This is a genomic window from Leclercia adecarboxylata, assembly GCF_035787115.1.
Lineage (GTDB): Bacteria > Pseudomonadota > Gammaproteobacteria > Enterobacterales > Enterobacteriaceae > Enterobacter > Enterobacter adecarboxylatus_E.
In genome coordinates, this window is sequence record NZ_JALKTL010000007.1 from 187499 (window position 1) to 213047 (window position 25549).

The window sequence follows — 25549 nt, forward strand, 5'->3', positions numbered from 1 at the left end:
ATTAGCCTACCCGTTTAACGTCGCCCACCAGCAGGATGTAGGAGAGCGCGCCAATCAGGGCCACCGCTGAGATATAGACCAGCGCCGGGCCGAAACCGTAGTCCTGCGCCAGGTAGCCAATCACCAGCGGAACGGTGATCCCGCCCAGGCCGCCAACGAAGTTAAACACGCCGCCCGTCAGGCCAATCAGACGCATCGGCGCCAGCGACGACACCAGTGACCAGGTGATAGAGGCGAAACCATTGCCAAAGAAGGCCACCGCCATCAGGGTCATAATCCACACCGGATCGTTGGTGTAGTTGGCGCCCATGATGCAGGTGGAGATCAATAGCCCGCAGATGATCGGCGTTTTACGCGCCACGCCGAGGGAGTAACCTTTTTTCACCAGCTTGTCCGCCAGCCAGCCGGAGAGCAGCACGCCAAAGAAGGCTGCCAGGAACGGCACGGTAGTCATAAAGCCCGCCTTCAGCGCGGTGATGCCTTTCTCCTGAGTCAGGTAGTTCGGGAACCAGGTAAGGAAGAACCACAGCGTGGAGGTCACGGCAAACTGGCCCAGATACACGCCCACCAGCTTGCGGTGGAACACCAGCTTCCAGTCGGCTTTGGTCAGCGGCTGACGCGCCTCTTTTTTCACCGGCGCATCGCCATCTACCAGTCCGCCGCCGTCGCGGATGTAATCCAGCTCGGCTTTGCTGATGCTTTTGGTCAGGCGCGGCGGCTGGTAGACCTTAATCCAGATAAACGACCAGATGATGCCGATCCCACCGGTGACAATAAACACCCAGTGCCAGCTCAGCAGCTCCTGGATCCAGATCAGCAGCGGAGTCAGGAACGCCAGGCCGACAAACTGACCGGAGGTATAGAACCCGACGGCAGAGGCTCGCTCATGCTCCGGGAACCAGCTGGTGACCATGCGGTTGTTGGTCGGGAACGCCGGGGCTTCGAAAATACCGGTGATGGCACGCAGGCCGATCAGCGACATTAAGCCGGTAGCAAAACCCTGGAACAGAGTCGCCACGGACCAGCCGAAAATGGCGATAAAGTAAGTCAGGCGTGAGCCGACGCGGTCGAGGAACCAGCCGCCCGGGATCTGGCACAGCGTATAGAGCCAGGCGAACGCCGAGAAGACGTAGCCCATCTCCGCTTTGGTAATACCAAACTCTTCCTGAATATGGGCCGAGGCCACGGCAAGGTTGGCGCGGTCGACATAGCAGATGACCACGGTAACAAAGATCATCATCAGCGTCAGGTAACGGCGACGCCCGGTTTTGGTAGCAGTAACTGGAATATCCATCGCAATCTGTCTCCAGATTTTGGGCATAGCGAGGCCGCTCACCATGCCCTGTAAATTACAGAGGGTTATATTTTTATCTGTGAGAATTTTGCCCGGTGGCGCTACGCTTACCGGGCCTACGGGGTGGTGATCACCACTCCGCTACACTGCCGTCTTCATGACGCCATAACGGGTTACGCCAGTCCGACGCGTTTTTACTCAGCTCAATAACTTTGGCTTCGTCGATTTCCACGCCAAGGCCCGGCTTCGTTAACGGTTTAAAGAAACCGCCTTCCATGCTGAAGTCTTCTTTGTTCTTCACAAAGTCGAGCAGCTCCGCGCCCTTGTTATAGTGAATGCCCATGCTCTGCTCCTGGAACACCGCATTGCGCGAGACAAAGTCCACGTGCAGGCAGGCTGCCAGCGCAATCGGGCCCAGCGGACAGTGCGGTGCCAGCGCCACGTCATAAGCTTCTGCCATCCCGGCAATTTTGTAGCACTCGGTGATGCCGCCCGCGTGGGAGAGATCCGGCTGCAGAATGGCAATCCCGCCCGCCTCCAGCACGCGTTTGAACTCGAAGCGCGAGAACATACGTTCGCCCGCCGCGATGGGAATATGGGTCTGTTCCGCCAGTTTCGGGTAGTACTCGGCCTGTTCGGCCAGCACCGGCTCCTCGATAAACAGCGGACGGTACGGCTCCAGCTCTTTGATCAGCACTTTCGCCATCGGCGCGCTGACGCGTCCGTGGAAATCCAGACCAAACTCAATGTCATTGCCGAAGGCTTCGCGAATTTGCGCCACGGTATTCACCGCCCGATCGACCGCGCGCGAGTTGTCGATAACGCCCATCTCTTCGCAGCCGTTGAGTTTAAAGGTGTCGAAACCGATGCCGCGCAGCTTATTGATGCCGTCGATTACCTCTGCCGGACGGTCACCGCCCACCCAGCTGTAGGCTTTGATTTTGTCGCGTACCAGGCCGCCCATCAGCTGCCAGACCGGAGCATTCAGCACTTTGCCTTTGATATCCCACAGCGCCTGGTCGATGCCGGCAATGGCGCTCATCAGGATCGGGCCGCCGCGGTAGAAGCCCGCGCGGTACATCACCTGCCACAGGTCGTTAATGCGCGCCGGATCCTGACCAATCAGGTATTCACCCAGCTCATGCACCGCCGCTTCAACGGTGCGCGCGCGGCCTTCAATCACCGGCTCGCCCCAGCCAACCACCCCTTCGTCGGTTTCGATTTTCAGGAACATCCAACGCGGAGGTAAACGGTAGGTGGTGAGTTTGGTTATTTTCATTGCATTGCCTCTCGATACGCTTTTACAAATGCTGCCGCCTGCTGCGCGGTACGTTCCACGGACTGCCCGGCGCGATAGAGATCGCTGCCAAGACCCGCCCCCACACAACCGGCTTTCATCCACTGAGCCAGGTTTTCTGGCGTGACGCCGCCCACGGCAAAGACCGGCACGCTGGCGGGCAACACCGCTTTCAGCGCTTTGATGTAATCCGGGCCAAAGGCCGAAGACGGGAAAATTTTGAGCGACTGCGCGCCCGCATCGAGAGCGGTAAAGGCTTCTGTTGCCGTGGCACATCCCGGGCAGACGGCCATGCCGTAGCCCACCGCGCGGCGGATCACCTCAGGGTTGATATTGGGCGTGACGATAAGCTTGCAGCCCATCTTCGCCAGTTGATCAACCTGCTCTGGTTTCAGCACGGTTCCCGCGCCGATCAGCGCCCGGTCGCCAAACGCATCCACGACCGCCGGAATGCTTTTTTCCCATTCAGGAGAGTTGAGCGGGATTTCCACCGCGTCGAACCCGGCATCGATGACCGCGCCAACGTGCGCTAAGGCCTCGTCAGGGGTGATGCCGCGCAAGATTGCGATAAGAGGAAGATTAGTTTGCCACTGCATGAGCGATGCTCCTTTGTTACGCAAAATCATTTAGCCTGTGTCGAGGCGGCAAGACGGTGAATCCCCACTCACTTACTGAAGTAAGTGAGTGGGGTGAGCTGGCGCAGCCAACAAAGAGGCAGACTGAATGATGAAGCGTATTCCTGCCTGAAATGCCGTGTCGCCCTCAACCGCCTGCACGTCACGCCCGATGGCGTGGAACGCCTGGCGGTAACGTGCGGTCAGCGATGAACCCGCGACGAGGGTGATGGACTGCTGCCCAGCGAACTGTTCGCTCAGGGTGGCGACTTCTGCGCCAATCAGCAGGCCCGATAAAAATTCGCTTACCTGCTCGCGGGGAAGGGTTCCCAGCACGTGCGAGGCACGAACCTCAAAAAGCTGCGGCAAAACGGCGGGGGAAGCGATCCCGCGCTCAAGCCCGGCGGCAAAGGCCGCTGGCGAGTCATCCTGCTCCGGCAAACCGGCACCCACCAGCGAGTGTTTGAGCAGCAAATGGTGCAGTTCGCCGGTCATCACGGTGCGAAAATCAACGATCTGCTCAGCATCAGCCTGCACCCATTTGCAGTGCGTACCGGGCATGACATAGACAGATGAAGGAGAAAGCGTGCGCGCGCCAAGCAGTTGCGTCTCTTCGCCGCGCATCACGTTGTGGTTATCGTCACGGGAGACACACAAACCCGGAATGATCCAGATATTGTCGCCAACGGACGTTAACTGTTCGCCAATGGCGGAGAAATGGGCAGGTACCGGCAGATAAGGGGCCACCTTCCAGCCCACATTGCTGCCAACCATACCTGCCATCACCACCGGCGTGGTGCCGTCGCGCCAGTTTTGTGTCACCTCTGCTAACACCGCTTCAGGGGATTTACCGTTCAGGCGCGTGACGCCTGCTTCCGATTGCCTGCTCTCCAGGCACTGTTCGCCCTGGTAGAGCCAGGCGCGCAGATTGGTCGATCCCCAGTCAATTGCGATGTAGCGAGATGTCATGTGATTTCCTTCAACCTTCGTGTCGAGCTGGCGATCATGGTGAGCGCCGCCTGCTCTGCCGCATTGCTGTCCTGATGGCGTATCGCATCGAACAGCGCTTTATGTTCCTGGAGCGTCTTCGGCATATTGGCCTCATCACCCATCCAGGTTCGTTCAAATACTGCTCGCTGTAGCGAGCTGATCGCCACGCTAAGCTGCTGTAACACCGGATTATGCACCGACTGCAGCACCGCCTCGTGGTAGCGGATGTCCGCCTCGTTAAAGGCATCCCGGTCCTGGTTGTTGGCGACCATGTCATTCAGGGCCGACTCAATCTGCGCCAGGTCGCCTGAGGTTGCGCGTTCCGCTGCCCAGCGGGCTATGGCGGGTTCTACCAGGTTTCGTACCTCACTCATGGCGCCGATAAGCCGCGGGTCGTAGTCGTTTTCCAGCACCCACTGCAGGACGTCGGTATCGAGGTAGTTCCACTGGTTACGCGGGGCGACAAAGGCACCGCGATAACGCTTCATTTCAATCAGCCGCTTTGCCATCAGCGAGCGGAACACTTCCCGGATGATGTTGCGCGACGTTTCAAACTCCTCGCACAGCTCGGCCTCAGCAGGCAGCGGTGACCCGGGAACGTATTTGCCACCCACGATTTGGGTGCCCAGCGTAATAACGATGCGATCGGTTTTGTTGAGAGTCATGGAGAGTCCTTGTGCTCTGTAGGTACACCCCTACTTTACCGCGACCGCTGAATTTCACCTCACTTTTGCAGTACAAACGTGATGCTATTCGTCATTGCCGTGGTCGTAATGTAGTACAATCACGACACGTTGTACTACAATCTGGATCACAAAAAGAACAATTCGTGAAAGGAATGTTAAAGAAAGGTTCCTGCGGGGATAAAAAAACCCGCAACGGGTGCGGGTTCTGGGGATGATTTGCGCCAGAAAGTCCGGCCTGGATCTTAATTCAGGACAAATTTCTCAATAGCGTAAGCCACGCCGTCTTCGATATTAGATTTGGTGACGAAGTTAGCCACCTCTTTCACCGATGGGATCGCGTTCTCCATCGCCACGCCTAAGCCAGCGTATTCCAGCATCGCAATGTCGTTTTCCTGATCGCCGAGGGTCATGATCTCCTCCGGCTTGATCCCCAGCGTTTCGGCCAGCGATTTTACGCCGGTGCCCTTATTAACGCGTTTATCGAGGATTTCGAGGAAGTATGGCGCACTTTTCAGCACGGTATACTTCTCTTTTACCTCATCCGGAATGCGGGCGATGGCCTGGTCGAGAATGACGGGCTCATCGATCATCATCACTTTCAGGAACTGGGTTTCAGGGTCCATTTTTTCCGCTTCGCAGAACACCAGCGGGATGGTGGCGACGTAGGATTCATGCACGGTGTAGTAGCTGATGTCACGGTTAGCAGTGTAGAGCGTGGTGCGGTCGAGCGCGTGGAAGTGCGACCCCACCTCGCGGGAGAGTTGTTCCAGATAGCGGTAATCGTCATAGCTCAGCGCCGTTTGCGCCACCGTGCTGCCATCAGCCGCTTTCTGCACCAGCGCGCCGTTGTACGTAATGCAGTAGTCACCCGGTTCATTCATGTGCAGCTCTTTCAGGTAGTTATGCACCCCCGCATAAGGGCGACCGGTGCACAGCACCACGTTCACGCCCTTCGCACGGGCTGCGGCAATCGCATTTTTAACGCCTGGAGAGATGGTGTGGTCAGGCAGCAGCAGCGTGCCGTCCATATCGATTGCAATGAGTTTGATAGCCATGTGATCCCCGGTTGGAATGAGTCTGGCTTCATGCTAACGCGATTAGGCTCAAAAAACAGTAAAGAAAAGGGGATAGAAAGGGGAAGCGGGATTCCTGTTATGCGCAGAATTATTCCCCTCACCCTAACCCTCTCCCCAAAGGGGAGAGGGGACTGCTCGGTGCGGTCTTTGCTCCCTCGCCCCTGTGGGGAGAGGGCCGGGGTGAGGGGAACAAACGGCTTAAATGTCGATGTTCGCCGCTTTCAGGGCGTTCTCTTCAATGAAGGCACGACGGGGTTCAACCGCGTCGCCCATCAGGGTAGTGAACAGCTGATCGGCAGCAATCGCGTCCTTAACGGTGACGCGCAGCATGCGGCGGCTTTCCGGATCCATGGTGGTTTCCCACAGCTGATCCGGGTTCATTTCGCCCAGACCTTTATAGCGCTGAATGGAGAGGCCACGACGGGACTCTTTCACCAGCCACTCCAGCGCCTGCTCGAAGCTGGCAACCGGCTGACGGCGCTCGCCACGCTCGATGAAGGCATCGTCTTCGATCAGGCCACGCAGCTTCTCGCCGAGCGCACAGATACGACGGTACTCCGCGCCGGTCACAAACTCGTGCTCCAGCGGGTAGTCGGTATCCACGCCATGGGTACGCACGCGGATCACCGGCTCAAACTGCTGGGCGGCGTTCTGCTGAATATCGAATTTCCACTGGCTGCCGTGCTGCTCGTTCTCGTTCAGCTCGCTGACCAGCGCGTTTACCCAGCGGGTGACGTTCTGCTCGCTGCTGAGATCCTCTTCCGTCAGGGTCGGCTGATAGACCAGCGCCTTCAGCAGCGTTTTCGGATAGCGACGCTCCATGCGGCCAATCATCTTCTGGGTAGTGTTGTACTCAGACACCAGACGCTCCAGCGGTTCACCCGCCAGCGCCGGGGCGCTTGAGTTGGCGTGCAGGGTAGCGCCATCCAGAGCGATGGCGATCTGGTACTGATCCATCGCTTCGTCGTCTTTGATGTACTGTTCCTGCTTGCCTTTCTTCACTTTGTACAGCGGCGGCTGCGCAATGTAGACGTGGCCGCGCTCAACGATTTCCGGCATCTGACGATAGAAGAAGGTCAACAGCAGCGTACGGATGTGCGAGCCGTCGACGTCCGCATCGGTCATGATGATGATGCTGTGATAGCGCAGCTTGTCCGGGTTGTACTCGTCACGGCCAATGCCGCAGCCCAGAGCGGTGATCAGCGTCGCCACTTCCTGAGAAGAGAGCATCTTGTCGAAGCGCGCTTTCTCAACGTTCAGGATTTTACCCTTCAGCGGCAGGATCGCCTGGTTCTTACGGTTACGGCCCTGCTTCGCAGAACCGCCCGCAGAGTCCCCTTCCACGAGGTAAAGTTCGGACAGCGCAGGGTCGCGTTCCTGGCAGTCCGCCAGTTTGCCCGGCAGGCCCGCTAAGTCCAGGGCGCCTTTACGACGGGTCATTTCACGGGCTTTACGCGCCGCTTCACGGGCACGCGCCGCGTCGATAATTTTGCCGACCACGATTTTGGCGTCGGACGGATTTTCCTGCAGGTAGTCGCTCAGCAGCTCGTTCATCTGCTGTTCAACCGCTGATTTCACCTCAGAGGAGACCAGCTTGTCTTTGGTCTGAGAGGAGAACTTTGGATCCGGCACTTTTACGGAGACAACCGCGATCAGGCCTTCACGGGCATCGTCGCCGGTGGCGCTGACTTTCGCTTTTTTGCTGTAGCCTTCTTTGTCCATGTAGGCATTCAGGGTACGGGTCATCGCCGTACGGAAGCCGACCAGATGCGTACCGCCATCGCGCTGCGGAATGTTGTTGGTGAAGCAGTAGATGTTTTCCTGGAAACCGTCGTTCCACTGCAGCGCCACTTCCACGCCGATACCGTCTTTCTCGTTGGAGAAATAGAAGATATTTGGATGAATTGGCGTTTTGTTCTTGTTCAGGTACTCAACGAACGCCTTAATACCACCTTCATAATGGAAGTGGTCTTCTTTGCCGTCGCGCTTGTCGCGCAGGCGAATAGAGACGCCGGAGTTCAGGAATGACAGCTCGCGCAGACGCTTGGCCAGGATGTCATATTCAAACTCGGTCACGTTGGAGAAGGTTTCGAGGCTTGGCCAGAAACGAACGGTGGTGCCGGTTTTTTCCGTCTCGCCCGTTACCGCCAGCGGTGCCTGCGGCACACCGTGGGTATAGACCTGGCGGTGAATTTTGCCTTCGCGGTTGATCACCAGCTCCAGCTTCTGCGACAGGGCGTTAACCACAGAGACGCCTACGCCGTGCAGGCCGCCGGACACTTTATAGGAGTTATCATCGAACTTACCGCCCGCGTGCAGAACGGTCATGATCACTTCCGCCGCAGAGACGCCCTCTTCCGGGTGGATACCGGTCGGGATACCGCGGCCATCATCCTGTACGGAAACAGAGTTATCGGCGTGGATGGTGACGATAATGTCTTTACAGTGACCCGCGAGCGCTTCGTCGATAGCGTTATCTACCACCTCAAATACCATGTGGTGCAGACCGGTGCCGTCATCCGTGTCGCCGATATACATACCCGGGCGCTTACGCACCGCATCCAGTCCTTTCAGGACTTTGATACTGGAGGAGTCATAAGAATTCGACATCAACGTTTCTCGCTCATTTATTCTTGGGTTAATCCGTTATTTTACCCTTTTCCACGTTAAACATCTTCGAATTTTCGTCCGACATGTCTATTACGTGTTCAGCGCTAATCGCACTGACGAAAACCTGCGACTGTGTGGCTTTTAAGCGGCTGGCAAGCAGCCCGCGCCGCGCGTCGTCAAGTTCCGAGGCAAAATCATCAATCAGGTACAGACAGCGTCGCCCGCTCTCACGGGTTAAGTACTCACCCTGCGCCAGGCGCAGGGCGCACATCAGGAGTTTGAGCTGCCCGCGTGACAGGGTGTCCTCCACTGGCGCGCCGTCGGCACGAATACGGAAATCCGCCTTGTGCGGGCCGTGCGCAGTGTAGGTCAGCATGCGATCGCGCTCGAAGCTTCGCTCCAGCACCTCGGCATAATCCGTCTCTTTCTCCCAGCCGCGCTGGAAGGAGAAGCTCAGGGAAAACTCGGGTAAAAACTGCCGACAGGTGTCCGCCATGTCTTCCGCGATCCCTGCGCTGTAGTCCGCACGCCAGCGGCTAATCTGCTCCGCCAGCGGGATCAGCTCTTTATCCCACGCCTTAAGCTGGGCGTAGCGGGTCACCTGGCGCAGCGCGGCATTGCGCTGTTTCAGCAACCGTTTGAGATTGCTCCAGGCGGTAAAGAAGCCCGCTTCGTTATGAAAGCATCCCCAGTCGAGGAAGGCTCTTCTGTATTTGGGGCCGCCGTTGAGTAAAGTAAACCCCTCGGGGGTGATAAGCTGCATGGGCATCAGTAGTGCCAGCTCGGCCACTTTATGTCCGTCGGTGCCGTCGATGCGCACCTTACTGTCGCCATGCTTGTCTTTGGTCAGGCCGATGGCCGTCTCGTGCTCTTCACCCCGTAAACGGCCGTGAAGCACAAACGCTTCCTGCTCGTGGCGGATGACGCGACCAATCTGCAAACTGCGAAACGCCCGGCCATGGCCGAGCGTATAGATGGCTTCCAGCACGCTGGTTTTGCCGCTGCCGTTGGCGCCAACCAGGAAATTAAAGCCGGGGGATAAAGCAAGATCCGCGCTTTCGATATTGCGAAAGTCGCGGATCAACAGGCGGGTGAGCGACATTACAGTCTCATTGGCATGACAACATAAGCCGCACTCTGGCTGGCAGCATCTTCAATCTGTACGCTCGACACGGAGTCCGTCAGCAGAATACGCACATTTTCGCATTTCAGCGCGTTCAGCACATCCAGCACGTAGCTGACGTTAAAGCCGATTTCCATCTCGGTACCCGCCGCATAGGTGACATCCAGAATCTCTTCGGCCTCTTCCTGCTCCGGGTTGTTGGCCGTGATCTTCAGCTGGTTTTCGCTCACGTACAGACGCACGCCGCGGAACTTCTCATTGGAGAGGATCGCCGCACGGGCAAACGCCTGCTTAAGGATATCGCAGCCCGCTTCCAGCGTTTTGTCCGGGTTCTTCGGCAAGACGCGGCGATAATCCGGGAAACGACCATCCACCAGCTTGGAAGTAAAGATGAAATCACCGACGTGGGCACGGATATTGTTGCTGCCAATCTGCACGCGCAGCGGGGTTTCGCCGCCGTCGAGCATACGCATCAGCTCAATCACGCCTTTACGCGGTACGATCACCGAGTGGTTCGGCAGCGTCACGCCAACTGGCATGGAGCAGACCGCCAGGCGGTGGCCATCGGTGGCAACGGTACGCAGCTCTTCCCCTTCGGTTTCGAACAGCATGCCGTTTAAGTAGTAGCGAACGTCCTGATGGGCCATAGAGAACTGGGTGGCTTCAATCAGGCGTTTCATGGTGGCCTGCGGCAGGGTGAATTCAACTTCACTCTGCCAGTCATCCAGGTTCGGGAAATCGGCAGCAGGCAGCGTGGAGAGCGAGAAACGGCTGCGGCCAGAGCGTACCAGCATACGGTCGCCTTCCAGCTGCACGGCAATTTCTGCCCCTTCAGGCAGACCACGGCAGATATCAAAAAACTTACGCGCCGGAACGGTGGTTGCGCCCGCTTCGTGAGGCTGAGAAAGCGTCACGCGTGCGACCATTTCCATCTCGAGATCGGTGCCGGTCAGCGACAGCGTGCCGTCTGCGACCTGCAGCAGCAGGTTACCGAGAATAGGCAGCGTCGGGCGGCCGCCTAAGGGGCCACTCACCTGTTGCAGCGGTTTTAATAAGTGTTCACGTTCAACGGTAAATTTCATAGCATCACGATGATAATGTTCTGATTAAATTGGAGAAGTCTTCTTTTATGTCGTGGCTTTCTTCACGCAGCTGCTCGATTTTACGGCAGGCGTGCAGCACGGTCGTATGGTCACGGCCACCAAACGCATCGCCGATCTCCGGCAGACTGTGGTTGGTTAATTCCTTTGCCAGCGCCATCGCCATCTGACGCGGTCTCGCCACCGAGCGGGAACGACGTTTAGACAGCAAATCTGCCACTTTAATTTTGTAGTACTCCGCCACCGTCTTCTGAATATTGTCGATGGTGACCAATTTTTCCTGTAACGCCAGCAGATCGCGCAGTGCTTCACGCACGAAATCGATGGTGATTGCCCGTCCGGTAAAGTTGGCGTTGGCGATCACGCGGTTCAGCGCGCCTTCGAGCTCGCGAACGTTAGACCGCAGACGTTTAGCGATAAAGAACGCTACCTCGCCCGGCAGACGAATGTCGTTTTCGTCAGCCTTTTTCATCAGGATCGCGACGCGGGTTTCCAGCTCCGGTGGCTCGATCGCCACGGTCAGGCCCCAGCCGAAGCGGGATTTCAGACGATCCTCAACCCCGTTGATCTCTTTTGGATAGCGATCCGAGGTCAAAATGATCTGCTGATTGCCTTCCAGCAGCGCATTAAAGGTGTGGAAAAACTCTTCCTGGGATCGTTCTTTATTAGCAAAGAACTGGATGTCATCGATCAGCAGCGCATCAACGGAACGGTAGTAGCGTTTAAACTCTTCGATCGCGTTGTTTTGCAGGGCTTTTACCATGTCCTGAACGAAGCGCTCGGAGTGCATATACACCACTTTGGCATTGGGCTTACGCGCCATAATGCCGTTGCCCACCGCGTGCAGCAGGTGCGTTTTACCCAGACCGGTACCGCCATAAAGGAACAGCGGGTTATAGGCGCCGCCCGGGTTATCCGCCACCTGACGGGCAGCCGCACGGGCCAGCTGGTTCGATTTACCTTCGACGAAGTTATCGAAGGTGTGTTTGACGTTAACGTTAGAACGGTAGGTCGGCTCTGCCGGCGCCGGGACGTTATCCCAGCCAGCACGCGGCGCAGGTGCGACACGCGGCATCTGGACCTGCGCGGTCTGCGCGGGCGCAGCGGCGACGTTAACGGTCTCTTTAAGCGTTTGGGTGACCGGTTTAGTGCCCACTTCGAAACGCAGCTGTGGGGCATCGGCACCGCAAAATTCGTTTAGCAGTCCGTTGATGTTATTGAGGTATTTGTCCCTGACCCAATCGAGCACAAAACGGTTTGGCGCATACAAAGCCAGCGTGTTATCGCTCAGTTCCGCCTGTAACGGGCGGATCCACATACTGAATTCTGTGGCTGGTAACTCATCCTGCAATCGGGCAAGACACTGCTGCCAAAGCGAAAGTGACACGGCGGACTCCACTCGAACATAAAAAGAAAGCTATTGAATAGTCGTGATTGTAGACACACGTCGAAAGAACCCGGCGTTTAGGGGGACGTGCGAACCGCTATCTGCGGTTTTATTACCTGCTCTGGATCCTGGGATCGCGATCAGGACCGCGGATCATAGCCTAAACTGAGCCAGAGATCTTCTGTTTCTCACAGTTTCTTCCCGATTTATCCACAGGAGGATCCGAAACCGGGTAAGTGTAAACGATCCTGACGAAGCGACCCCGCGATTTAGGCCGCATATTGGAAAAATTAATGAATAACGACAAATTTTTGCTTAAATGATCTAACGAAGATCCTGGACGATCCTTGCGATTTGCCCTGGAGCCCGTATAATTCCCCACCCGGCGCGTGGGACTCGATTTCCTGCGTCTGACGCAGCTCAATTTGCACGCTAAAAACGTGCGGAAAGACGCGGGAAATAAGGAAAGAGAATTGACTCCGGAGTGTACAATTATTACAATCCGGCCTCTTTAATCACCCATGGCTTCGGCGTCCATCGTTCGTTATTCGTTCGGACTCCACAAAAAGTCATTGAATTTATTCAAGTTTAGGTAGAAATCGCCATGAAACGCACTTTTCAACCGTCTGTACTGAAGCGCAACCGTTCTCACGGCTTCCGTGCTCGTATGGCTACTAAAAATGGTCGTCAGGTTCTGGCACGTCGTCGTGCTAAAGGCCGTTCACGTCTGACCGTTTCCAAGTAATTAAGCTAACCCCTGAGTGGTTAAGCTAGCATTTCCCAGGGAGTTACGTTTGTTAACTCCCACTCATTTCACTTTCGTCTTCCAGCAGCCACAACGGGCTGGCACGCCGCAAATCACCATCCTCGGCCGCCAAAATTCGCTGGGGCATCCCCGTATCGGTCTCACTGTCGCCAAGAAAAACGTTAAGCGTGCGCATGAACGCAATCGGATTAAACGTCTGACGCGTGAAAGCTTCCGTTTACGTCAACATGAACTGCCTTCAATGGATTTCGTGGTGGTGGCTAAAAAAGGGGTTGCCGACCTCGATAACCGTGCTCTCTCGGAAGCGTTGGAAAAATTATGGCGCCGCCACTGTCGCCTGGCTCACGGGTCCTGATCGGCCTTATCCGGGTCTATCAACGCCTGATTAGTCCGCTACTCGGGCCACACTGCCGTTTCAGACCGACCTGTTCGCAATACGGAATTGAGGCATTGCGCAGGTTTGGAGTGATAAAAGGCAGTTGGTTGACGGTGAAACGCGTATTAAAATGCCACCCTTTACACCCAGGTGGAGACGATCCCGTCCCTCCAGGACCTTTTGATACCAGAGAACACTAACGATGGATTCGCAACGCAATCTTCTTATCATCGCTTTGTTGTTCGTGTCTTTCATGATCTTCCAGGCTTGGGAGCAGGACAAAAATCCTCAACCTCAGCAGCAGGTCACGCAGACAACGACCACCGCAGCGGGTAGCGCCGCCGACCAGGGCGTACCGGCCAGTGGCCAGGGTAAACTGATTACGGTTAAGACCGATGTGCTTGAGCTGACTATCAACACCCGTGGTGGTGATGTTGAGCAGGCGCTGCTGTTGACCTACCCGAAAGAGCTGAAGTCTACCGAACCGTTCCAGTTACTGGAAACCACGCCGCAGTTTATCTATCAGGCACAGAGCGGCCTGACCGGTCGTGATGGCCCGGATAACCCGGCTAACGGCGCACGTCCGCTGTATAACGTCGATAAAGATGCGTTTGTGCTGGCGGATGGCCAGAACGAACTCGCGATCCCGATGACTTACACTGATGCGGCCGGCAACACCTTCACCAAAACCTTCACCCTGAAACGCGGTGAGTATGCGGTGAACGTGGGCTATAACGTGCAGAACACCGGCGCGAAACCGCTGGAGCTATCCACATTTGGTCAGCTGAAGCAGTCCATCAATCTGCCGTCTCATCGTGACACCGGAAGCAGCAACTTCGCGCTGCACACCTTCCGTGGCGCGGCGTACTCCACGCCAGATACCAAGTACGAGAAATACAAATTCGACACCATCGCCGATAACGAAAACCTGAACGTCAGCTCGAAAGGCGGTTGGGTGGCGATGCTGCAACAGTATTTCGCGACCGCGTGGGTACCTAATAACAACGGTTCCAATAATTTCTATACGGCTAACCTCGGTAACGGTGTTGCCGCTATCGGCTATAAGTCTGAGCCGGTTCTGGTTCAGCCGGGTCAAGCCGGTAATCTGGCCAGCACCCTGTGGGTCGGGCCGGAAATCCAGGACAAAATGGCTGCCGTGGCACCACACCTGGATCTGACCGTAGACTACGGTTGGTTGTGGTTCATCTCTCAGCCGCTGTTCAAACTGCTGAAGTGGATCCATAGCTTCCTGGGTAACTGGGGCTTCTCCATCATCGTTATCACCTTTATCGTTCGTGGCATCATGTACCCGCTGACCAAAGCGCAGTACACCTCCATGGCGAAGATGCGTATGCTGCAGCCGAAGATTCAGGCGATGCGTGAGCGTCTGGGCGATGACAAACAGCGTCAGAGCCAGGAGATGATGGCCCTGTATAAAGCAGAGAAAGTGAACCCGCTGGGCGGCTGCTTCCCGCTGCTGATTCAGATGCCAATCTTCCTTGCGCTGTACTACATGCTGATGGGCTCCGTTGAGCTGCGCCATGCGCCGTTCGCCCTGTGGATCCATGACCTGTCTGCACAGGACCCTTACTACATCCTGCCGATCCTGATGGGCGTGACGATGTTCTTCATCCAGAAGATGTCGCCGACCACCGTGACCGACCCGATGCAGCAGAAGATCATGACCTTTATGCCGGTCATCTTCACGGTCTTCTTCCTGTGGTTCCCGTCAGGTCTGGTGCTGTACTATATCGTCAGCAACCTGGTAACTATCCTTCAGCAGCAGCTGATCTACCGTGGTCTGGAAAAACGTGGCCTGCATAGCCGCGAAAAGAAAAACTCCTGATTCGGTGTAAGCCGTAGCTAAAATAAAGGCGGTCATCAGACCGCCTTTTTTATTGCATTAAGAAGAGACAAACCATGAGCCATAACGACACTATCGTCGCCCAGGCAACCCCACCGGGACGCGGTGGTGTGGGCATTCTGCGTATCTCCGGCCTGAAGGCGCGCGAGGTGGCAGAAGCGGTGCTGGGTAAACTGCCAAAACCGCGTTACGCCGACTATCTGCCGTTTAAAGATAAAGACGGTACCGCGCTGGATCAGGGTATCGCGCTGTGGTTCCCGGGCCCGAACTCCTTTACCGGTGAAGACGTGCTCGAACTGCAGGGCCATGGCGGGCCGGTGATCCTCGACCTGTTGTTAAAACGTATTTTGACCCTGCCCGGCCTGCGCATCGCGAAGCCGGGCGAGTTCTCCGAACGCGCCTTCCTGAACGATAAGCTGGATCTGGCCCAGGCGGAGGCGATTGCCGACCTGATTGACGCCAGTTCCGAGCAGGCCGCACGTTCGGCGCTGAACTCGCTGCAGGGGGCATTTTCCGCCCGCGTTAACCACCTGGTGGAAGCACTTACTCACCTTAGGATCTACGTGGAAGCGGCCATTGATTTTCCGGATGAGGAGATCGACTTCCTCTCTGACGGTAAAATCGAAGCCCAGCTTAACGGCGTGATGAAGGATCTCGACGCGGTGCGCGCTGAAGCGCGTCAGGGGAGCCTGCTGCGCGAAGGGATGAAGGTGGTGATAGCAGGCCGTCCAAATGCCGGAAAATCGAGCCTGTTGAATGCCCTGGCGGGGCGCGAAGCGGCGATTGTCACCGACATTGCCGGTACCACCCGCGACGTGCTGCGGGAACATATTCATATCGACGGTATGCCGCTGCATATCATCGACACCGCGGGCTTACGCGATGCCAGCGACGAAGTGGAGCGCATCGGCATCGAGCGCGCCTGGCAGGAGATCGAGCAGGCCGACCGCGTGCTGTTTATGGTGGACGGCACCACCACCGCCGCCGTCGACCCGGCAGAGATCTGGCCGGACTTTATCGCCCGTCTGCCGGCTAACCTGCCGATAACCGTGGTGCGTAACAAAGCGGACGTCACCGGCGAAACCCAGGGTATCAGCGAGGTGAATAGTCACTCACTGATCCGCCTGTCGGCGCGTACCGGCGAAGGTGTAGATGAGCTGCGCAACCACCTGAAACAGAGCATGGGCTTCGATACCAGCATGGAGGGCGGCTTCCTCGCCCGTCGACGCCATCTGCAGGCGCTGGAACAGGCGGCACAGCATCTGGATCAGGGTAAAGCGCAGCTGCTCGGCGCCTGGGCCGGAGAACTGCTGGCGGAAGAGTTGCGCCTGGCGCAGCAGGCGCTGAGCGAGATCACCGGGGAGTTTACGTCGGATGACTTGCTGGGTCGGATCTTCTCGAGTTTCTGTATTGGTAAGTGATGCCGATTGAATAGTGGTGGTTTCCTCTCAGGAAATCACCTTTGTCCAAATGGCAACTCGCCTAAACTTACTTCACCCCCTATTCTTGCTGCCTGCATCTATGGGGGATTTATGGCTCGTTTTCTGTTTTGTAGTTTTGCGCTGGTGCTGCTTTATCCATCGGGCATTGATATGTATCTGGTGGGGCTCCCGCACATCGCCCGCGATCTGGGCGCCAGCGAAGCGCAGCTGCATATCGCGTTTTCGGCCTACCTCGCGGGGATGGCGTCATCAATGGTGTTTGCCGGAAAGATTGCTGATAAAGCCGGACGACAGCCCATCGCCATTACCGGGGCAGTGATTTTTGCGCTGGCCTCAGTACTCTGTTCTGTGGCGCAGGAGAGCACGCTTTTTCTGGCCGGGCGCTTTATTCAGGGCGTCGGCGCAGGCGGGTGCTACGTGGTGGCGTTTGCCATTTTGCGCGATACCTTAAGCACCCAGCGACGTGCCAAAGTGCTCTCTATGATGAACGGTATCACCTGCATTATTCCGGTGCTGGCGCCAGTGGTGGGTTACCTGATCATGCTGCAATTTTCGTGGCAAAGCCTTTTCTGGACGATGGCGGCGATGGGGATGGTGGTCTTTATCCTGTCGATCGCGGTGCTGAAAGAGACCCATCCCGGAGCACAAAACCGGAGCCACACCGCGTCAGTTCCCCCGGAAGAGAAGTTACTCAACCGCTTCTTCATCAGCCGGTTGCTTATTACCACGCTGAGCGTGGCGGTGATCCTGACCTATGTAAACGTTTCCCCGGTGTTATTAATGGAAATCATGGGTTTTGATCGCGGGGAATATTCCACAGTAATGGCGTTAACCGCGCTGGTCAGCATGGCCGTATCGTTCTCGACGCCGTTTGCGCTGAATATCTTCAGCCAGCGCACGCTGATGCTCACCTCTCAGGTACTGTTCCTGGCGGCGGGCGTACTTCTGGCGACCGCCACCTCCTCTGCCCTGATGCTGGCAGGCATCACCCTGATTTGCGCCGGATTCTCGGTGGGCTTTGGCGTGGCGATGAGCCAGGCATTAGGTCCCTTTGCGCTGCGCGCCGGAGTGGCAAGCTCTGTGCTGGGGATCACTCAGGTCTGCGGCTCGTCGCTGTGGATTTGGCTGGCGGCAATAATCGGGCTGAATGCATTGAATATGCTGATCGGGGTTCTGATTGGCTGTAGCATGCTCTGCATCATCCTACTTATGGTCATCCGGCCCGCAGCGCATCATGAAGAAGCCCCTCAGCAATCTCGATCTTAACCTGTTGTTGTGCCTGCAGCTTTTGCTGCAGGAGCGCAGCGTCACCAAAGCCGCGAAACGGATGAACGTCACGCCGTCCGCGGTAAGTAAATCACTGGCGAAGCTGCGCGACTGGTTCGACGACCCGCTGTTTGTGAAGACCCCGCTGGGGCTATTACCGACGCCGCTGACGGTGAGTCTGGAGCAGGATCTGGCCGACTGGATGCAGATTGGCAACCAGATCCTCGATAAATTCCATCATGATGCTCCCGGCGGCCTGACCTTTGAGCTGGCGGCGGAAACGCCGCTGATGCTCATTCGCTTTAACGCTCTGCTGGAACAGGTGAATCAGCGTTACCCCAAGGCAACGGTGAAGATGCGCCACTGGGATTATGATTCGCTGGACGCCATTACCCGCGGAGAGGTTGATCTCGGTTTTACCGGGCGTGAAACGCATCCGCGATCCCGCGAACTGCTAAAGTTGATGCCATGGTTTATCGACTACGAAATTCTGTTCAGCGATCGCCCGTGCGTCTATCTGCGTGAAGATCACCCCGCCCTTCAGGAAGCGTGGAACCTGGAGACATTCCTGCGCTATCCGCATATCAGCATTTTCTGGGAGCGGAGCGACACATGGGCGCTGGATGAGGTGCTGAGAGAGATGGGGCGTACGCGTAATATCGCCATGAGTCTGCCCGGTTTTGAACAGTCGATGTTTATGGCGGCACAGCCGGGCCATAACTACATTGCCACCGCGCCGCAATACTGCCATCACTATAACCAGCTCCACCAGCGGCAACTGATTTCCCTGCCGATCCCCATTGATGAAGCGCAGGCGCAAAAGCTCACTGTCCCCTTCACGCTCATCTGGCACAAGCGTAACAGCCACAACCCCAAAATCCTCTGGTTAAGAGAAACCATTAAGGAGCTGTATGGTTCGCCACTGCGCTAGACGTCTGATTTTTGACTAAGAAAGTGTAAAGTTCGGCTGCAAAACTTCCCTTACCTCCATTTAGCCATTAAAACAGAAGATAAGTTAAGCGATAATGATGTAAACGTTTAACCTGTCTATTGACCATTATCATGGAGCGAAAAATGGCAACGCATTTTGCAAGAGGGACGCTGACCGAAGGGCGATTGGTTTCGACCAGACTCTCTCCATCCTGTCATAACGAAGCACGGAAACTTCCTGAACATCGCCGCACACGGTTTATAGCTTCCCGGGCACTGCTCGCTGAACTAATGTTTATGCTTTACGGCACCAGCGAACTCCCGGAAGTGATTGCCGAATCCGAGGGTCGCCCTGCTTTTGCCGATCCGGAACTTCCCCGTTTTTCCATTGCCTACGCCGGCAATATCGTTGGTCTGGCGCTGACGACAGAGGGCGACTGCGGCCTCGATATGGAGCTACAGCGGGCGATCCACAGCCTGGATGGCACCCATGCTCATGACACCTACCCGCTATCCAGCAACGAGAATTTATGGGTGCGTAATCAGAACGACCCCAACGAAGCCAGAGCGCAGCTGATTACCCTGCGCCAGAGCATTCGAAAACTGTCAGGCGACGCCAGCGATTGTGCCAGCCAGCTGCAACTGTTACCGGGTTCCGGACGTCTGCGGGCCTCCAGAGCCACGCAGCTCGAAGCCTTAAGCGACGCCGAAGATGTATTGATCTGGTCGATTGCCGTCACCCCGGCCATTGAGCGGCTGAAAATCTGGGATTTCGACAGCCGCCTCGGATGGCAAAGCCTGCCGGATGTCCCCGCCCGCGCGAACGAACCGGCAGCACGCCTGATGCGGCTGACCAGTTTACCGGCGGAAAAAGCGATTATCCTCACCTGACCCTTCAGCAGGGCCATCATGATGAAGAAGGAGTAGTGATGTCTGATTCGTTGAATGTTGTTACGTTACTGGGAAGCCTGCGCAAAGGTTCATTTAACGGGATGGTTGCCCGTACCCTGCCGAAGCTGGCGCCCGAGGGGATGGAAGTAACCGCCCTGCCGTCGATCGGTGATATTCCGCTGTACGACGCGGATGTGCAGCAGGAAGAAGGATTCCCGGCGTCCGTGGAAGCGCTGGCAGCGCAGATCCGTCAGGCGGACGGCGTGGTGATTGTTACCCCGGAATATAACTATTCCGTGCCGGGAGGCTTAAAGAACGCCATTGACTGGCTTTCTCGTCTGCCGGAACAGCCGCTGGCGGGTAAACCGGTGCTGATCCAGACCAGCTCAATGGGCGCGATTGGCGGCGCGCGCTGTCAGTATCATCTGCGTCAAATCCTGGTGTTCCTGGATGCGATGGTAATGAACAAGCCGGAATTTATGGGTGGCGTGATTCAGAACAAGGTCGACCCGCAGACGGGTGAAGTTGTTGACCAGAGCACGCTGGATCATCTGAGCGGGCAGCTGAGCGCGTTTGGCAAGTATATTCAGTGCGTTAAAGCGTAGGACGTGTTAGGTCACCCCGACCCTCTCCTTTAGTCCGAGGGAGAACACATTAAAAACGGCAACCCAGGGTTGCCGTTTCGCTTTTATCAGGCATCAATAAACGCAATCTTCAGAATGAACAGCAGCGCGACGACCATTACGCACGGGCTGATTTCACGCCAGCGTCCGGTACCCGCCTTCATCACGCAATAAGAGATAAAGCCCAGCGCAATCCCTTCGGTGATAGAGAAGCTGAACGGCATCATCACCGCCGTAATGAACGCTGGCACCGCTTCGGTCAGGTCATCCCACTTCACGCGCGCCAGGCTGGAGGTCATCAGCACACCCACGTAAATCAGCGCACCTGCGGCAGCGTACGGCGGTACCATACCGGCCAGCGGAGAGAGGAAGATCACCAGCAGGAACAGCAGGCCAACCACCACGGCAGTCAGACCCGTACGGCCACCAACGGAAACCCCGGATGAGGATTCAATGTAGGCGGTCACGGAAGAGGTACCGATAAAGGAGCCGGTCACGGAAGAGACGCTGTCCACAAACAGCGCCTGCTTCATGCGCGGGAATTTACCTTTTTCATCCGCCAGACCGGCCTTGTCGGTCACGCCAATCAGCGTACCGGAGGAGTCAAACAGGTTAACCAGCATGAAGGAGAAGATGACTCCGGCCAGACCCAGGTTCAGTGAGCCCGCCAGATCGACATGGCCAATGACCGTGGAGACGCTCGGCGGCGCGGAGACGATGCCATTGTAGTGCACGTCGCCCATCATCCAGCCCAGCAGGGTGGTGACAATAATCGACACCAGCACCGCTGCATGGATATTGCGCGAGGCCAGAATAGCGATGATAAAGAAGCCCAGCACGCCCAGCAGTACGCTGTGGGAGGTGAGCTTACCGATGCTGACCAGGGTTTCCGGGTTCGCCACGATCACACCGGCGTTTTTTAGCCCCATCATGCCAATAAACAGGCCGATACCGCTGGTGATGCCAACGCGCAGGCTGACCGGGATATTGGCAATCATCCAGTAACGCACGCGGAAAATGGTCAGCAGCAGCAGACCGACTGCACCCCAGAAGATGGCGCCCATGCCCACCTGCCATGGCAGGCCCATCGCCTGAACTACGACAAAGGCAAAGAAGGCATTCAGACCCATCGCGGGCGCCAGAGCAACCGGGAGGTTAGCGAACAGCCCCATCAGGATGCTGCCGAACGCGGCGATAAGACAGGTAGTAACGAAGACGGCGCTGGTATCCATGCCTGCAACGCCCAGAATTTGCGGGTTCACAAAAACGATATAGACCATCGTCAGGAAGGTGGTGAAACCGGCGATCACTTCGGTGCGTGCCGTCGTGCCGTGTTCGCGCAGTTTAAACACGCGCTCAAGCAAACCCGCGCCAGAAGACTGGGTAGTGTGTTGTTGACTCATCATCTATTTCCGAACAAGGAGGGAAAATTCGTCGCTATCCTATACCAAAATGCGACAATAAGGGCGGTTGTGAGGCACTTTTTTTCATTGAATTTGCTTATACGGCAACGATTGCGTCACACCTTATGTAGCACGTAAACGTTAAACTTGTTAAGAAAGGGAAATGCATGTCTCAGATTGATGCGGTATTTTTCGACTGCGACGGTACGCTGGTCGACAGTGAGGTCATCTGTTCCCGGGCGTATGTCACTATGTTCCAGGAATTTGGTATCACGCTCGATCTCGAAGAGACGTTCAAACGCTTTAAAGGCGTTAAGCTCTACGAAATCATCGATATCATTAATGCTGAACACGGCGTGAGTCTCGCGAAAGCGAATCTGGAGCCTGTTTACCGCGCCGAGGTCGCACGCCTTTTCGACTCCGAACTGGAAGCCATCGCCGGCGCCAGCACCCTGCTGGAGGCGATGGCGGTGCCAGTGTGCGTGGTCTCTAACGGCCCGGTCAGCAAAATGCAGCACTCTCTTGGCAAGTTGCAGATGCTGCATCATTTCCCGGAAAAACTGTTTAGCGGCTACGATCTCCAGCGCTGGAAGCCGGATCCGGCCATGATGTTCCATGCGGCGAAAGCGATGAACGTGAACGTGGAGAACTGCATCCTGGTGGATGACTCCAGCGCAGGCGCGCAGGCGGGGATCGCTGCAGGCATGGAGGTGTTCTACTTCTGCGCCGATCCGCATAACCCGCCGCTCGATCATCCGAAGGTCACGACCTTTACCGAACTGTCGCAGCTGCCGGCAATGTGGAAGGCGCGCGGCTGGCACCTCACCCGCTAAAGCTGATAAGCCGTAAAGCGACACGCTTTACGGCTTTATTCCTATTTAAACAGTTTCTGGACGAATTCCGTATAGGCAGGTCGCCAGACATCCATCTCATGGTTCAGACCCGGATACTGGTGATAATCGAACTTGATCTGTCGTTGCTCAAGTTCCTGCTTCAGCCCGGCGATATCCTTGCCCGTCACAACATCTTTTTCGCCCACTACAACAGTGAAATTGCGTAGCTGCTTATTGATGGCCTGCGGATCGTTCAGCCGCGCGCTGACGCCTGCATCCGGTACGGTGGTGGTGGTTACGCCGCTAAAGGTGGCAAGCCAGCCGAAGCGCTCAAGATGATTCATCCCGGAGACCAGCGCCTGATACCCCCCCTGGGATAACCCGGCCAGCGCTCGTCCCTCGGCGTCATCACGCACGTTAAAGCGTTTGCCGATGAGCGGGATAATGTCCGTCATCAGCTCGCGATCGGCGGCCTGAGCGTTGAGGGGATAGAATGCCTTGCGCCGCTCATTGGGCACAAAGGTTTCAGGAACAATACCCTTCGCATCGGTTTCAGTATCCGGCACCACTACCAGCATCGGGGTAATCTTTCCGGCTGCAAGCAGATTATCCATAATCTGGGCGATACGCCCCTGGTCGATAACCGAACGCCCCGTGTCGCCAAAGCCATGATAGAAGTAAAGCACCGGCAGGGGGTTTCCCTGCCCGTTATAGCCCGGCGGCGTCCAGACGAACAGCTGGCGCTCTGAACTTAACGCCGTTGAGTGGTAGGTCAGGGTAATCAGATCGCCGTGAGGCACCGGGTTAATATCCAGAATGCTGCCCGGCACCAGCACCATGCTGGTGTTAACCTGGCGCTGGGGCTTGGTCATGGCCGTCCCCGTATCAATGCTGCGCACGCCGTCAACATTAAAGAAATACTCGTACAGATTGGGCTTCATCACCGGGCTCTGCCAGCTCCAAAGGCCCGAGCTGTCTTTGGTCGTCGGGTGGATGTTCTCAGGCGTGGGGATCCCCACCACCACCGATACGCTTTTTGCCTGTGGGGCAAAATAGCGAAACGTCACGGAGTTATCCGCATTCACCTGGGTGACGAAGCGGTTAACGGGCTGAGAGGGATCGGGCATCGCCGGCAGCGGCGTCGCATAAACCAGCTGCCCGAGACACAGCGTCAGGGTAAGAATGGATAAGGCGGTTTTGAATCGTTTCATGTCGTTGTCCTTGTTAAATGGCCTGTCACCACCAAATCTCAGCCTGCGCGCCAAGCGCAAACTGGTCTTTCTTCTGGTCTTCAAAGGTGAAGTTATCTAAGTCCGTCTCATCCGCTTTTATGTAGGTGCCGTAAAAGCGGATTTCAGGGCGGGAGGTCAACAGACTGGTATTGACCTTAAAGGTGTGAAACAGCGTGGTTTTATAGCCGGACTCATAGAAATTTTTTCCGTTAAGATCGCTGTTTTTCTGTCTGAAGTAGCCCAGCTCAACGCCAGTCTGGTTGAACCTGTCCCAGATATAAGCGGGACGCACCACGGCACGAAGGGAACTGAAGTCGGAGTGGGCACCCGTTTCGTAGCTGTAGACATCGTTGCCGAAGGAGTACACCAGCGCATTAGCGACGATCACGTCGTCGGTGAGGTACATCTCCCCCTGAGAGGCCAGGCGAACGGCCGTGCCGTTGGTGTGATCCCCGTAATAGCGGCCATTGAAGGTCGTGTAGGGGCTGGAGCCCGCATAGCGTGAGAAGCTGCTGGCGATGGAGTTGTTAGCCAGTAACAGAGAGAACTCGTTGAAGCCACCGGCATCGAATTTTTGCGTCAGGGTCGTCCCGACCATCCAGGTATCTTTCCACGGATAATAGCCGTTGTTATCCTGGTTATATTTCTCGCTTGAGCTTTGATTGGCCGCGACATAGCGCCCGCTGAGCATAAGCGTGGCCTTATCCCACAGCGGCAGCTCCTTGTAGCGAAGATCGATAGTGTTAGTGTTGATCTGCTGTTTGTTCTTCAGCTCGCGGTCATAGTCATCGACATCTTCGCGCACCAGGGCAATGTCCACTTTGCCGGGACCCACTTTCCAGTTTTCCAGACCAACGCCAGCGGCCGCGTCGGTGCGTTGCGTTTTCCAGTCCAGCATCTGGATCTCGATTTTCGGCGCACCATGCTTACCAACCCAAAAATCGGCTTCAGGCGCAAACGGCAGAAAGCCCTGGGTGGTGACGTACATATCGGAAAACTGCAGATAGTTTTCGCCGCCCGCATTATCGCCGAACCAGCCGGTGGAATATTGCTGGCTGACGTTACCATCCAGCATAACGATGGCATCGACGCGTTTATTACCCTCTTGCCAGACCCGCTGTTTTAGCTGCAGATCAAACCACCCGGTGTACTCATTTCCCAGCCGCCCCAGAGATCCAATCGCCCAGGATTTTGGCGAGCCGTGAGAGGCGCTGCCCCAGCCGGAGCGGAAATAGCCGTTATAGCTAAAGCCAATCTCATCTTTAACAAACTTGCTGAAATCCTTCATGGTAAGAGATGACACATCGTTTTTGCTGTTTTTCACTACTACCGCGTCAGGTTTTGTCGCCGGCTTGTCGGCTACTTTTGCCAGGGTCGCCTGTTTTTTATAATGCTGTAATTCGGCCTGCGTCTCTTTTAACGCTTTTTCGAGCATCTCAAGACGTTGCTCCACCGATAATGAGCCTGAATAGCTCACGCCTGGCAGAGACATAATTAATGCCGCAGAGGTAATTAACTTTCTCCTGAACATAATAATTCCCTTTTAAAATGTATTCGGCGACCCGAACGGTCTTTCCGCGAAATAGCGAAAAGGGGACGTTCGGGAAATAAAAAAACCTGAAAAAGACATCACCTCGTTCGAAGTGCGCCTTTTTCAGGTTTTGCCCGTGCGATGACGGTAACAATCCATTTGAACAACGTTATGGCATCAGCTAAATAACAGGTTATTCAGGATGCGTTATGCCG

23 protein-coding genes and 1 pseudogene are annotated in these 25549 nt (G+C 56.2%); 11 read left to right on the forward strand and 13 right to left on the reverse strand.

All coding sequences use genetic code 11. The features are described from left to right. Nucleotide 1 precedes the first annotated feature (1 nt). From MXM41_RS19725 to dnaA, 10 genes are all read right to left on the reverse strand, one after another. The gene (locus tag MXM41_RS19725; RefSeq protein ID WP_325933850.1) at nt 2-1339 is read right to left on the reverse strand and encodes an MFS transporter; all 1338 of its coding nucleotides are present in this window, start codon (nt 1337-1339) and stop codon (nt 2-4) included. 85 nt (nt 1340-1424) lie between these two features. Then, a complete protein-coding gene (gene dgoD, locus MXM41_RS19730) occupies nt 1425-2573 on the reverse strand; it encodes a galactonate dehydratase (protein WP_325933851.1) in 1149 nt (382 codons plus the stop codon). Next, the gene (locus MXM41_RS19735) at nt 2570-3187 is read right to left on the reverse strand and encodes a 2-dehydro-3-deoxy-6-phosphogalactonate aldolase (protein WP_325933852.1); all 618 of its coding nucleotides are present in this window, start codon (nt 3185-3187) and stop codon (nt 2570-2572) included. Before MXM41_RS19735 ends, dgoD begins: the two co-directional genes overlap by 4 nt. Before the next feature lie 72 nt (nt 3188-3259). Then, the gene (locus tag MXM41_RS19740; RefSeq protein ID WP_325933853.1) at nt 3260-4174 is read right to left on the reverse strand and encodes a 2-dehydro-3-deoxygalactonokinase; all 915 of its coding nucleotides are present in this window, start codon (nt 4172-4174) and stop codon (nt 3260-3262) included. Continuing rightward, nucleotides 4171-4860 (reverse strand): D-galactonate utilization transcriptional regulator DgoR, encoded by a 690-nt coding sequence (dgoR, locus tag MXM41_RS19745; protein WP_325933854.1) that lies wholly within the window; start codon nt 4858-4860, stop codon nt 4171-4173. Before dgoR ends, MXM41_RS19740 begins: the two co-directional genes overlap by 4 nt. Nucleotides 4861-5123: 263 nt before the next feature. Next, a complete protein-coding gene (yidA, locus tag MXM41_RS19750; protein WP_325933855.1) occupies nt 5124-5936 on the reverse strand; it encodes a sugar-phosphatase in 813 nt (270 codons plus the stop codon). Between the two features lie 219 nt (nt 5937-6155). Beyond that, nucleotides 6156-8567, reverse strand: coding sequence for a DNA topoisomerase (ATP-hydrolyzing) subunit B (gene gyrB, locus MXM41_RS19755; RefSeq protein WP_325933856.1), 2412 nt, complete (start codon nt 8565-8567; stop codon nt 6156-6158). A 28-nt stretch (nt 8568-8595) separates the two neighbouring features. Next, nucleotides 8596-9669 carry a DNA replication/repair protein RecF gene (gene recF / locus MXM41_RS19760; RefSeq protein WP_325933857.1) on the reverse strand — a complete coding sequence of 358 codons (1074 nt, stop codon included), beginning with the start codon at nt 9667-9669 and terminating at the stop codon, nt 8596-8598. Continuing rightward, a complete protein-coding gene (gene dnaN, locus MXM41_RS19765; protein ID WP_103177630.1) occupies nt 9669-10772 on the reverse strand; it encodes a DNA polymerase III subunit beta in 1104 nt (367 codons plus the stop codon). Before dnaN ends, recF begins: the two co-directional genes overlap by 1 nt. Nucleotides 10773-10776: 4 nt before the next feature. Continuing rightward, nucleotides 10777-12177, reverse strand: a complete 1401-nt coding sequence (gene dnaA, locus MXM41_RS19770; protein ID WP_103177629.1) for a chromosomal replication initiator protein DnaA — start codon at nt 12175-12177, stop codon at nt 10777-10779. Between the two features lie 323 nt (nt 12178-12500). Here dnaA and MXM41_RS22895 point away from each other — a divergent pair. From MXM41_RS22895 to MXM41_RS19815, 10 genes and pseudogenes are all read left to right on the forward strand, one after another. Then, nucleotides 12501-12551: pseudogene (locus tag MXM41_RS22895) on the forward strand (hypothetical protein); the annotation flags it as partial. A gap of 230 nt (nt 12552-12781) precedes the next feature. After that, nucleotides 12782-12922: a 50S ribosomal protein L34 gene (gene rpmH / locus MXM41_RS19775; RefSeq protein WP_003849659.1), complete on the forward strand. Its 141-nt coding sequence runs from the start codon at nt 12782-12784 to the stop codon at nt 12920-12922. Nucleotides 12923-12938: 16 nt separating this feature from the next. Further along, the gene (gene rnpA, locus MXM41_RS19780; protein WP_014072458.1) at nt 12939-13298 is read left to right on the forward strand and encodes a ribonuclease P protein component; all 360 of its coding nucleotides are present in this window, start codon (nt 12939-12941) and stop codon (nt 13296-13298) included. Beyond that, on the forward strand, nt 13262-13519 hold the full coding sequence (yidD, locus tag MXM41_RS19785; RefSeq protein ID WP_072036746.1) for a membrane protein insertion efficiency factor YidD: 258 nt from the start codon (nt 13262-13264) through the stop codon (nt 13517-13519). The genes rnpA and yidD overlap by 37 nt, the downstream gene beginning before the upstream one ends. Before the next feature lie 2 nt (nt 13520-13521). Further along, complete coding sequence (gene yidC, locus MXM41_RS19790) at nt 13522-15165, forward strand: membrane protein insertase YidC (RefSeq protein WP_325933860.1); 1644 nt, start codon at nt 13522-13524, stop codon at nt 15163-15165. Between the two features lie 74 nt (nt 15166-15239). Beyond that, nucleotides 15240-16604 (forward strand): tRNA uridine-5-carboxymethylaminomethyl(34) synthesis GTPase MnmE, encoded by a 1365-nt coding sequence (gene mnmE / locus MXM41_RS19795; protein ID WP_325933861.1) that lies wholly within the window; start codon nt 15240-15242, stop codon nt 16602-16604. A 111-nt stretch (nt 16605-16715) separates the two neighbouring features. Continuing rightward, entirely contained in the window at nt 16716-17891 is a 1176-nt protein-coding gene (locus MXM41_RS19800; protein ID WP_325933862.1) for an MFS transporter, read from the forward strand. After that, nucleotides 17860-18822, forward strand: a complete 963-nt coding sequence (yidZ, locus tag MXM41_RS19805) for an HTH-type transcriptional regulator YidZ (protein WP_325933863.1) — start codon at nt 17860-17862, stop codon at nt 18820-18822. The genes MXM41_RS19800 and yidZ overlap by 32 nt, the downstream gene beginning before the upstream one ends. 143 nt (nt 18823-18965) lie before the next feature. Then, the gene (locus MXM41_RS19810; RefSeq protein ID WP_325933864.1) at nt 18966-19712 is read left to right on the forward strand and encodes a phosphopantetheinyl transferase; all 747 of its coding nucleotides are present in this window, start codon (nt 18966-18968) and stop codon (nt 19710-19712) included. Nucleotides 19713-19750: 38 nt separating this feature from the next. Then, nucleotides 19751-20317, forward strand: coding sequence for an NADPH-dependent FMN reductase (locus MXM41_RS19815; protein ID WP_325933865.1), 567 nt, complete (start codon nt 19751-19753; stop codon nt 20315-20317). Between the two features lie 86 nt (nt 20318-20403). On the opposite strand, the gene adeP is transcribed toward MXM41_RS19815, so the two are convergent. Beyond that, nucleotides 20404-21738, reverse strand: coding sequence for an adenine permease AdeP (adeP, locus tag MXM41_RS19820; protein WP_325933866.1), 1335 nt, complete (start codon nt 21736-21738; stop codon nt 20404-20406). Between the two features lie 167 nt (nt 21739-21905). Here adeP and yieH point away from each other — a divergent pair, with 167 nt between their 5' ends. Further along, a complete protein-coding gene (gene yieH / locus MXM41_RS19825) occupies nt 21906-22571 on the forward strand; it encodes a 6-phosphogluconate phosphatase (protein WP_325933867.1) in 666 nt (221 codons plus the stop codon). Nucleotides 22572-22612: 41 nt separating this feature from the next. Here the strand turns inward: yieH and MXM41_RS19830 are convergent, their stop codons facing one another. Continuing rightward, nucleotides 22613-23782, reverse strand: coding sequence for an alpha/beta hydrolase-fold protein (locus MXM41_RS19830; protein WP_325933869.1), 1170 nt, complete (start codon nt 23780-23782; stop codon nt 22613-22615). A gap of 25 nt (nt 23783-23807) precedes the next feature. Further along, on the reverse strand, nt 23808-25334 hold the full coding sequence (locus MXM41_RS19835) for a carbohydrate porin (RefSeq protein WP_325933870.1): 1527 nt from the start codon (nt 25332-25334) through the stop codon (nt 23808-23810). Nucleotides 25335-25549 lie beyond the last annotated feature (215 nt).